This window comes from Bacteroidales bacterium (assembly GCA_018334875.1).
Taxonomy (GTDB): domain Bacteria; phylum Bacteroidota; class Bacteroidia; order Bacteroidales; family UBA12077; genus JAGXLC01.
The window spans coordinates 1-10,589 of record JAGXLC010000125.1 but is presented as its reverse complement, the minus strand read 5'-3'; the positions used below and the strand labels follow the sequence as shown (position 1 = coordinate 10,589).

The following is a 10,589-nucleotide window of genomic DNA, read 5'->3' as shown; positions in this document are numbered from 1 at the left end:
TTACACGGTATTGAACCACCCATTGTACATTGGCCAGGTTCAAATCGCCTGTCAGCATAACGGCTTCGTCTCTGGTAACTGAACCCGTCCGCGTATATTCGGTTCTCACACCTGCCTGTTCGGTCCGGAAACCAAATTCCTGCTTTTTTTGCCTTTCTACAGGTACTTTATACACTTTTTCCGCAAAGGGGATTTTCGTTTTTAAACCGGAGGGAACCGTTCTCACATGTTTTCCAAAACGGGTTACCACTCCTACTTCTTCCGCACCAATCTGAAAGAACGTACTAAAACCAAGGATGAGCAAAACAATCACCGTGATGATGGCTTTATAATGCTTTTTGATTATTTGTTCTATTTCAGGTGCATTTGATTCTTGATTTGCCATAGTTTAAATATTTAGATTTTTTGCAATTTACAATGATTTGATTGGTTTAACAATGAATTCCTTTTTTTATATAATGAAATTACTCCAAGACCCAATTTTAATGAGATATAAGTCGGCGCCTCTTGCCGAAGATTTTGTGCGTATGGATCATTCCGTGAGCCTATAGGCAAATACTAAAAATAGTTGAACGATCAGGCCCTCCTCCCTTTACAAGGGAGGAGTTGGAGGAGGGTACGCCCCTGAAACTACCTATATCGACCCAAAACAATACCACGGACCAAAAACTCTCAGCGGTCAGACCGGCTGCCCAACCCGTCTGACCGATTCGTGAATACCAGGGATGCCAGCAGCCACAGCCACTACAACAATAAATCCGAACAAACCCAAGCCTTTGCTGCCCGGTCGGACGGGTTGCCGACGGCACCAGACATGGCAGACCGGCAGCAAATCCGGCAAAGGGCAGGCATGGACCAGTTATTTAAGGCAAAGGTGAACTTTTTACCCTAATTGCAGTGCATTTACGCTCTTTATTTGCCTCCATTCACCGGTCCGACCGCTAAGAAAAAGCGGTCAGACCGGCTGCCGATTTAAAACAAGTCTATAACCCACAATTATGAGTGCCCATCATTCCGGACATTGTCCTGAAAGCATTTTATATATATGATCACCGTCAGGACATTGTCCTGAGATCATTTCATATACATTATTATCGTCAGGACAGTGTCCTGGAAGCATTTTATATGTATGATTACCCTCAGGACAGTGTCCTGAGCTTATTTCATAATATTGTTCTTATCCCTAACCTGTTTTTTTAACACATTCCCCCATCTGTTTTTTATCCCGACAGCCTTGAGGTAAAAAATACATTATTATTCGTACATTCTTGGCTATATGAGCGAAGCGTATTTTCCCCTAATTGGTGGTTAAATTAGATAATTGAACCCTTGAACAAAGAGGAAATCATGGAGTGACGCAGAGGACTTTAGACTTTAGGATTTAGAATTTAGGATTTAGGATTTAGGATTTAGAAATTAGAATCTAAAGACTTTTTACAAACTCGTCCAGCAATTTATCAAATGCCTCAGGGTTCTCAAACTGCGGACAATGACCTGCCTGATCAATAAACTGCACATTCCCCTGCCAGAGCGTTGGCAAGTTCAATTCCTGGTAATATTTGCCGTTGATGAGCTGGTCTTCTTTGCCGTGGAAAATGGCCAAAGGATGTTCCATGTCAGCCACAATTCCGGCTTCATCTTCAATTTCTCCCTTAGAATAAGATAGTCCGAGTCCTGCCCGCATATCCGGATCGGAATGCCTGACAGCGTCCATAAGTACTTCGGGATCTTCGTGACTTTCACTTACACAGGCATGGGCAAAGGTGTGAATCTCTTCCTCTGTAAGGTCTTCTTTATAAACCAGATCCTGAGCCTCATGTTCAAGATGGGATTTTTCGATCTCCGGGGGTAGCCTAAATGGTGGCGCCCCAAAAATCACCATGCCCAGCATGCGATCTTTCAGTTTCGGATAGGCTTCCATCAGGATGTGGCCGCCAAGGGAATGACCCACAAAAACGGCTTTTCCAATTCCCATTTTATCCACGAACGCCAGAAAATGATCGATTAATCCGTTGATTGAGTAGTCGCTCAATGGATTATCGGAATGGGCTGATTGCCCATGACCGGGCAGATCAAGGGCTATTAGCCGGTAATGATCTGCCAGCAAAGGATCAGCAAACTGTTCAGAGAAAATTTCTGAAGATAAAGAATTACCATGTAGCATGACAACGGGTGTACCGTCGGATCGGCCTTCGTACCAGGCCAGCTCAAGGTTGTTGATTTGAATGGTTTCAGGATGCATAATATTTTTTGGATAAAGATAGGGAATTTTGGGGAGAATGGCAAAATTTCTGTTTTATAAATTAACGTTGCATTGTGCGATAAATCTCTCACCTCCTGATGAATGGCTTCCGGACCCCGGGACAATGTCTGAATATTTACCGGTTCCTCCTTTGCGCTCCATTCAAGCGAACTGCCTTTCTAAAAGGTATCAGTTGGAGCGCTATAATGGCCGATGTTAGCCAACCCCGGGTGCTACCCGGGGCTATTATATTTAACCCTTTTCAGGGTTGGGTTGGGCAGTATGGCAGCATTCCTTAGCTTAATGGCTATTGAAATCTTAACCAATGTGGTTCAATATATGTTGTTAGATTTAAGGTTCTAAGTCAGTATCCTTTCAAAGATCAAGCTTTTATTTCTTATATGCTTCTATATGAAAGATGCCGTCGCTACGCAACTAATGTTAGCGGATAAAACTGAATGCATTCATTGAATTGATAAATATACCAATTTGCCTTTAATCCTGAGGATGATAAGGGCGCGGAGGATGGTGGTACAAGTTTTTTTCCTCTTTGTTTTTATCTCTCCATGAAATCCCTTTATTTTGAATTTCTAAATGGATCAAAAACTGAGAATGCAAAAGCTTAACATCAATCATCTGTTTTCAGGCGGACTGATTACCAACTATTACTGCACTTCCGGTTGTAAGCATTGTTTATACGGGTGTTCTCCCCGTTGGGAAAAGGATTACATAGACCAAAATATGGCCGGAAAAGCCATGCAAAAGATCCTTTCTCTGGGTTGTGGTGCCATCCATATTGGCGGGGGCGAGCCCATGCTCAATATTTCCGGATTGCTGAATGTAGCAGATGAAGCGAAAGCAATGGGCATGGGTATTCATTATGTGGAGACCAATGCGTCATGGTATAAAAACGAGGAACAGGCAGTTAAGATTCTTGAGACATTGCGGAAGCATGGCATTACCAATCTGCTGATCTCTATGAGTCCTTTTCACAATGAGCACATTCCTTTTTACAAGGTCAAAGGAGCAATCAATGCATGTAAAAAAACCGGAATTCAACCACTTCCATGGATTATGGACTTTTATTCCGATATGGATGCTTTTGACGACCAGAAGCGCCATTTGCTAGAGGAGTACGAAGAGACATTTGGAGCGGATTATCTGTGGAACATACCCCGCCGGTACTGGACTCATCTGGGTGGAAGGGCAGTGTTTACTTATAAGGACATTTTTCCCCTGCAACCGCTTGAGAGAATCCTTGCAAATCCACCGTGCGATGAACTCGAAGATACCTCTCATTTTCATATTGATCTTTATGGCAATTACATACCGGGATTGTGTTCGGGTCTGGCCATCCGGATGGAAGATATGGGAGAGCCACTGGACGAGAATCAATATCCTTTTATAACCATGCTCTATAATGAGGGGATTCAGGCCTTTTTCCACCATGTAAGAAAAGAATACGGTTTTTCGCCTCAGAAAGAATATCTGAATAAGTGTCATCTGTGTAACGATATACGGTTGTTCCTGTTCAGAGAGAAGCAGCTTGATTCTCATGAACTGAAACCGGACGGGTATTACCGGCATGTGGATGAAATTAATGTAAGATAGTTGGCAAGGGGGCAGCTTAATATATTGCAGAACCAAATTTAAGGAAATAAGATTTAGCAATACAGTTGGTCCCGCCTTCTGCGGGAGCAATGGGCAGTTGGCAAATTGGATAAGCCAAAGCTAGTAGAAAAATGTAATGGTCGCTGAGGGGATTAAGGTGGCAGTTGGCAAGCCTGAAAGCTACAGTTGGCAGAGATATTCAACAGTCATTCTGTGGTCATTCATCGATAAGTTAATCCCGCCTTCTGCGGGAGCAAAGAGAGCAGTTGGCAAGCCATATTGCTTCAGTGAGCATGAGGATTTATTGTAACTGCAAATTCATATTGAATCAGATTACAGCCCTGAAAAAGCTACAGTTGGCAGAGATACTCAATAGTCATTCGGTGTTCATTCATCGAAAAGTTGGCAAACCAACTGCCTCAGTTGGCAGAAAAATTTAAGGTACATTTAGTTGTATTAATATGTTTGACGTGAATTTGAAAATCAGTTGGCAGTTAAATTTACTAGTATTGAGTAGCGAGTTATCTGTTATCTTTTGCCAACTGCTCTTTGCTCCCGCCACTGCGGGACCAACTTATTTATGAAATTATAAAATACATTCTGATGAAAATAAGTCACATAAAAACTCTCCTACACGCTGGTAAAAGGCTGGCCGTGGCTTGTATTGTGTCATTACTACTCTCTCAGGGTCTCTTTGCCCAGGAGATATCCAGATCCTTTGAATTTCGCTATTTTACGGAGGATGCCGAGGCAAACGGGGAAACAGATTTTAAAGGTGAAACGGAGATCTTTTCCACTTCTGAGCGGGTGGAATTCCTGAGCCATTATGCCGATTATGCCAAACAGTTTTTTAATGATCCCAAGCTGAATAAAGAGGCAGCTAATGACAAAGCGGTCTCTTCCCTGATGGATCAACTCAAGGCCCAGCCCCTCCCACAGGTAAGAACCCGGAAAAGGTTCTCTGAATGGAAATGGATGGGCTATAAGGAAGGTCAGCGGGAAGAGGAAAGCGAACAACTGGCCTGGTGGAAAAGTAAATCGGGCACTCATATTGAGAATCATTCGCTGGTATTTAACCGTAATGCTCGTGTGACAAAGAAGATCCGCCCCCAGTCCTGGAGGTTCTCCTTTCAATGGAAAGTGCGGGTAGGCAACCAAAAAGCTCTCGCTTTTCTGGAAATGTTTAACAATGAGGAGAAAACGGCTTTAACAGCAGGGTTCAATAAAAATGGGCGTTTCTTTTATACTACAGATTCTGATACCATTCATGCCGAGCATTATGAAAAGGCCTGTTGGTATACATTGAAGGTGGAAGTAGACTTAAAAAATCACCGATATAATTTTTATGTGGACGACAAACAAGTGGCGGAATTTGTGGAATTGCAGACACCGGCCACCAAACAGGTACCTGCCTTTTCTATATTTGCTACGGGGGGTACAAAAATTAAAAGCATCTGGGGATTGGGATATTTTCTCACCGGAGAGACCGGGGGTCCATTCTATCCGGAAACTTTCATTGATGAGGATTTTACTTTGAAACCCTGTATGGAAAACTGGAATAAGCAGGGATATAATGACTCTCTGTGGCAATCCACAGACCTCCCTAAAGTTCATGGTGGCGAGCGTCATGCAAAGGAGGATCTCTATCTTCGTAAAAAAGTGTATGTCGGGGGTTACCAACGCGCAGTGCTGAACGCAGAAATGCTGGACCCCGGTGGTGCCATCTGGGTGAACGGGGAGCTGATGTATTCAACCGACAAGCGTTATCCAATTAAAAAAGAAGTGGGAGAATACTTACATAAGAATGATACCAACCTCATTGCCATTAAAGTGAATGATTTCATCAATCCCGATAAAAGTCACTGGCATCCTCCGCAGGATCCCTATATTGGCTGGTATGCCGGAAGGGTGTGGCTGGATCTGACCTCTAATGTTCATATTGCTGACGTGTTTTCCTATACAAAGGATATTTCCGATCCTGCCAGGCAGCAGGTAAATGTGAAGATTAATAATGTCGATAATCCCTTTGAAGGTTTCCTACAGGTCAATTGTTATCCCTGGTATCCTGATGAGCAGGAAGAACCGTCAGATTCCGAAACCTTTAAAATTTCCCTGCAAGACTGGCAGAAAGAGGAGTTTGAGAAGACATTATCCCTGGCAGATCCTGAATTATGGACTGCCGGCGATCCGAATCTGTATAAAATAGAAGTTATTCTGCAGGATGAAAACCGGCAGCCCGTTGATGATTATGTGATCACCACAGGTATTCGGACTATTTCACAGAAAGGAGGCACCTTCCGGGTAAATGGCAGACCGTCTATGCTGAATGGTGCCCAGATTTTCGGATTCAGATCGCCCATTGAGAAACTTGCCAAATGGGCGCGGTGCGCTCCCAAAGATTGGCTGGTCAGGGAAATCGCTCAGATCAAAAATATGAACGGCAATCTGATGCGCATCCATAACCATGCATGGGCCCACAACCCTCCGGCAAGGAATATTAACGATCCCCGGCTTGCAGAGATTGGTGATCAGCTCGGGATGATGTTTATATGGGCGACACCTTCATGGACCCGCGGAGAAGCCTGGGGCATTGATTTTAAGGGATTGCCTGAATACATCACACAGGTAAGGAATCACCCGAGCATTGTTATGTGGGAAGCCAGCAACCACCCATGGGATGGCTTAAATAACCTCCGGAACAGCAACCGGTTTTGTAAAAAGATCTATGATGCTGTTTATTCCGTTGATTCGAGCCGTATTGTTTCTTATGCCTCTCATGTACAAACGTTGGTATATGGCAATGATGAAGGTACGGTCAATCAGGAAGGTAAACCGATCACGCCTGCACCCGAATGGACAGCACCAAATGTTACCCGTGGTAATCAGATATCCATCACCGGTTATGGGAAAGAATGGAATTTAATTCGTGAGTTCCCGGATGAGTACCATAATAGTTTTCTTAAGAGCAGAGAAAGGGCTTATTTTAATTTTGAACACGAGGAGTCTATCGGCCAGCCCAACTGGAACCTGGTGAAAGGCAAGCCCTGGTATCGGATGCAGTCGTACGAATGGGGGTACGATGAAGGCAGTATCGGGCGAAGACTGGAAGCTTCCGAGTGGGAGGAAAGTCAGGCCTGGCAGGCGCTGAGTGCATGGGAATCGATGAAAAGACAGAGAATAATGGATATTGACGGATTTTCCTGGTGTTCTTTGCATGGCGGACCGAACAATGTTACTTACAAAAAACCTCTTATTGATTATATGGGTCATGCCAAACTGGCCTACCACATCAATAAAATGCTCTTCCAAAATACGGTGGGAGCCAGTGCCGGTGTAGATGTTGTTTACGGACCGGAAGATACCCTTACCCCTGTTGTTATGAACCTGGGTTCCGGTAAGACGGTCCGTTTAACTGTAAATATCTATGATATGAACCATAATCTTGTTCAGCAAAAGGAATATCAGAATATAGAGCTACAGGAGGGAAGAACCGTAACCAAACTGGATTCATTTTTACCTGAAGCGGAGGGGGAAGGATATTATGGCATTGAGTATATCATTACAAAACAAAAATAATTTTATAATCAATATATTTCGCAAAACCCGATAGGTTTGTATATTTGTAAAAAGTTTTAAGGGTATATTGGTAATAAAAGCAATAAATACAGGGAGTCATTCGTAGTTTAAATTATATGTAAAATTAAAAAAGAGAATTGTATGAAGTTTAAAATTTTAGGAAGTTTAGTTATTGGAGCTATGTTATTGGCAGGTTGTCAGCAGGGAGGAGATCAACAAGAGGAAGACGGCAGTGAACAAACTGGCGCTCCGCAGCAGCAAGCACCTTCCGGTCAGCAGCAGATGCCTGGGCAAATGCAGCAACAACAGAATATCGAAGTAAGCGATGAAGAAATTCAGCAGTTTGTTTCCGCAGCAAGTGAGATTCAGGCTTTAAATCGTGAGATGCAGAAAGAAGTAGGTCAAGCCATTGAAGATGAAGGCATGGACCGTAAGCGTTTCAATGAAATCCATCGTTCTCAGCAATCTCAGCAGGGAGGTCAGTCTGATGCAACTGAGCAGGAGATGGAACAATATCAGAGTATAATAAAGAAATTACAAAATATGCAGCAAGGATCTCAGCAGGAAATGCAGCAGGCCATAAAAGACGCTGGATTGACCATGCAAAAATATCAGGAAATTGCTAAAGCTGCACAAATGGATTCCTCTCTGATGAAAAAATTACAGGAGGAAATGAAGAGCAGTATGGGTGTCCAATAAAATTTCCTTACCCCTTTATTGGTGTCTCTTTCATAAAGCCTTGCTTATTTAACTGTTTGAAGAAGGGGCAGGCGTAAAGTGAATGGGTTGTTATTTATAAATAAAATTCAGAGTTCCTGAGTCTTTTTAGAAGAGGAACTCTGAATTTTTATTTTACCCTCATCGTTTTTACCAGGATATGGTTTCTGCCCCGGGTATCTTGGTTCCCATCGTGATTACATCCCTGTCTGTGCACACACTTATCATATAATTATAGACTGATTTTCCGGCATTTTCTCCGGATTTGCTTTCTGCATCAAAATGGGTCATCGCCCGGTTCAGGAAATGCTCTCCCAACTCCCTGGCTCTTCCCTTTTTCGTTCCCTGTTTAACAATTAATGCCAGGGAAACCTTTTTGATTTCATCCTGCTGTACGATCAGAGCTTCCTGAACTTCCTCATAATCCTTCATCCCGGAGATTACTTTTATTTTTTCTTCTTCATTAATTCTGGGAACCTCCCGGGTTTCCTGCGCATCTGTGGTGTCGTTGGTTTTCTGAGCCTCCTGGGCGTTTAACGATAACGATAACCCGATTAGTAAGCAAGTAATTATATATTTCATAGTCTATTTATTATTAATGAGTCCGGTATAAAAAATTAGATTTTGGCTGATAAGGCGCTCAGCGGCTCTAGTAGATATCTGAAATTCAATAGATAATTTTCATACAATTAACTAAATACAGCCGAGCGCCTTTTTAGATTAGGGGTTAAAAATATGATATAAAATTGAAAATTCAATGATATGGTTGACATTCTATAAACTTTAAAAAACCCAAATTATAATTTAGACTGATTTAACCGGATCCCTATTCCAAATATTGATGGATTCAGATAAATTTTAATTTTTCCTATTTAGATTCCGGTTGTTTTGTTAAAGTCCGACCATTATTTTCCTTGAACTTAACCAGGGAATTTTTGTTTGTATTTTTTGAATAAAGACTCTAAAGGTTTATGCATTGGAAGTTTTAAACAAATCCAATATTGCTTTATGTTTATTGTTCCGAGGTTAATCAGAAAAGACAGGAGTTTCAATGTTTTTACAAACTTGTTAAATAAATAAAATCATTATGGAGCCCTTCATCCCTTCTCTCAGTCAAGATCAGATTTTATGGAAGAAATTAAAAAATGGTGATCAGCAGGCCATAGCACAAATATATAAAGATTATTATCCCCGCTTATTGAATTATGGCTTAAAGATCAAACACAATGAAGATTTTGTGAAAGACTGTATTCAGGAGACCTTTTATGATTTATTGCAGTATATGAACAGATTGGGCCATACGGACAATATATTGCTCTATCTGGTTGCCTCCCTACGCAGAAAAATCTTCCGTAAGCTGAAATATGATTTTTCTTTCAGAATAGATGAAAATATTTATACCACCCTGGAACTGACTGAAAATTCTTTAGAAGATTCCGTCGATGATAAAGAATGGGGGCTCCTGCGAAAAAGGAAATTTAAAACCCTGATTGACGAGCTTCCTGCAAGACAAAAGCAGGCATTACTTATGCGGTTCTTTTTGGGGTTGGATTATACGGATATAGCTGAAGTGATGGAGGTTAATATACAATCTGTAAGGAATTTGGTTCATCAAGCGATTAAAAGTTTGAGGGAAGAGGTTACGGAAGATTTTTATTAAATATCTAGAGTCTGTCTATAATATCCGCTGGCTGCGTTACGCTCGTTTTTCATGCCAGTCGATTATATTTGGTAGAGACGTACGGCCGTACGTCTCTACATTCGGCATTCAAAACTCGCAAGCCTTGCCAGCGAACATTCTAGACGAGACTCTTTCAAATCTCTTTGATTTTATGAACAGACAATATCTAATGCATAGCATGTTTTTCAATTTTCTTTTTAAGATCAAAATGATTTTTGGCCTTATCATTTTCCGGACCCGGTTCAAAACGATTGTGCGGATCAAAACGAATACAATAATAACCAGCCCTTTTGGCAGCATTTACTCCATATTCCGAATCTTCAATAACCATACATTCCGAGACCTTTTTTTGGATTTTGGATGCAATCGGGAAGTAGGTCTTCTCAAGGTTATCGTTCTCACATATCTCCCGGCCAAAGATCCATTTGAAATACTGTTTGATTTCAAGATGATTTAACAGCATCATAAGGTTTTTATACGGATTTGCGGAAACCATTACCAGATCAAATCCGGAATGAAGGTCCCGGAGGGTTTCGTGTATACCCGGGAAAGGCAGAACATACTCCTCCAGATTGGTGAAATGTAAGCGGTGTTTTTTTTGTACGATACTATCAATCTGATTTGAGGTCAGGCTTTTAAGGTTTTTCCTGAGAAAAGCGTCCGTACTTAATCCGATCAAATCTTTCATAGAGAAGTGGCTTGAGAAATCAATACTGTATTCTTTTAGAATGTCTCTTAATATATAAAAACGTGCCCGATCGG

9 protein-coding genes are annotated in these 10,589 nt (G+C 41.8%); 5 read left to right on the top strand and 4 right to left on the bottom strand.

Annotated features, from left to right (window positions below; all coding sequences use genetic code 11):
• On the bottom strand, window positions 1-385 hold a 385-nt coding region (locus KGY70_11095; GenBank protein ID MBS3775726.1), incomplete at its 3' end, for a hypothetical protein.
• A 327-nt stretch (window positions 386-712) separates the two neighbouring features.
• On the opposite strand from KGY70_11095, the gene KGY70_11090 reads away from it, so the two are divergent.
• Entirely contained in the window at window positions 713-892 is a 180-nt protein-coding gene (locus KGY70_11090; protein ID MBS3775725.1) for a hypothetical protein, read from the top strand.
• Between the two features lie 531 nt (window positions 893-1,423).
• Here the strand turns inward: KGY70_11090 and KGY70_11085 are convergent.
• Window positions 1,424-2,242: an alpha/beta hydrolase gene (locus tag KGY70_11085; protein MBS3775724.1), complete on the bottom strand. Its 819-nt coding sequence runs from the start codon at window positions 2,240-2,242 to the stop codon at window positions 1,424-1,426.
• Between the two features lie 594 nt (window positions 2,243-2,836).
• Between KGY70_11085 and KGY70_11080 the strand changes: the two genes are divergently transcribed.
• The 3 genes from KGY70_11080 (at window position 2,837) to KGY70_11070 (ending at window position 8,128) form a co-directional block, all read left to right on the top strand.
• A complete protein-coding gene (locus tag KGY70_11080) occupies window positions 2,837-3,853 on the top strand; it encodes a 4Fe-4S cluster-binding domain-containing protein (protein MBS3775723.1) in 1,017 nt (338 codons plus the stop codon).
• Window positions 3,854-4,456: 603 nt separating this feature from the next.
• Window positions 4,457-7,429: a glycosyl hydrolase family 2 gene (locus KGY70_11075; protein MBS3775722.1), complete on the top strand. Its 2,973-nt coding sequence runs from the start codon at window positions 4,457-4,459 to the stop codon at window positions 7,427-7,429.
• 141 nt (window positions 7,430-7,570) lie between these two features.
• Window positions 7,571-8,128, top strand: coding sequence for a DUF4168 domain-containing protein (locus tag KGY70_11070; GenBank protein MBS3775721.1), 558 nt, complete (start codon window positions 7,571-7,573; stop codon window positions 8,126-8,128).
• Window positions 8,129-8,296: 168 nt separating this feature from the next.
• Here KGY70_11070 and KGY70_11065 read toward each other — a convergent pair whose 3' ends face one another.
• On the bottom strand, window positions 8,297-8,728 hold the full coding sequence (locus KGY70_11065; protein ID MBS3775720.1) for a hypothetical protein: 432 nt from the start codon (window positions 8,726-8,728) through the stop codon (window positions 8,297-8,299).
• Window positions 8,729-9,233: 505 nt separating this feature from the next.
• Between KGY70_11065 and KGY70_11060 the strand changes: the two genes are divergently transcribed.
• Window positions 9,234-9,806 carry a sigma-70 family RNA polymerase sigma factor gene (locus KGY70_11060; protein ID MBS3775719.1) on the top strand — a complete coding sequence of 191 codons (573 nt, stop codon included), beginning with the start codon at window positions 9,234-9,236 and terminating at the stop codon, window positions 9,804-9,806.
• Window positions 9,807-9,993: 187 nt separating this feature from the next.
• On the opposite strand, the gene KGY70_11055 is transcribed toward KGY70_11060, so the two are convergent.
• The coding region (locus KGY70_11055; GenBank protein ID MBS3775718.1) for an HAD family hydrolase at window positions 9,994-10,589 on the bottom strand (596 nt) is incomplete at its 5' end.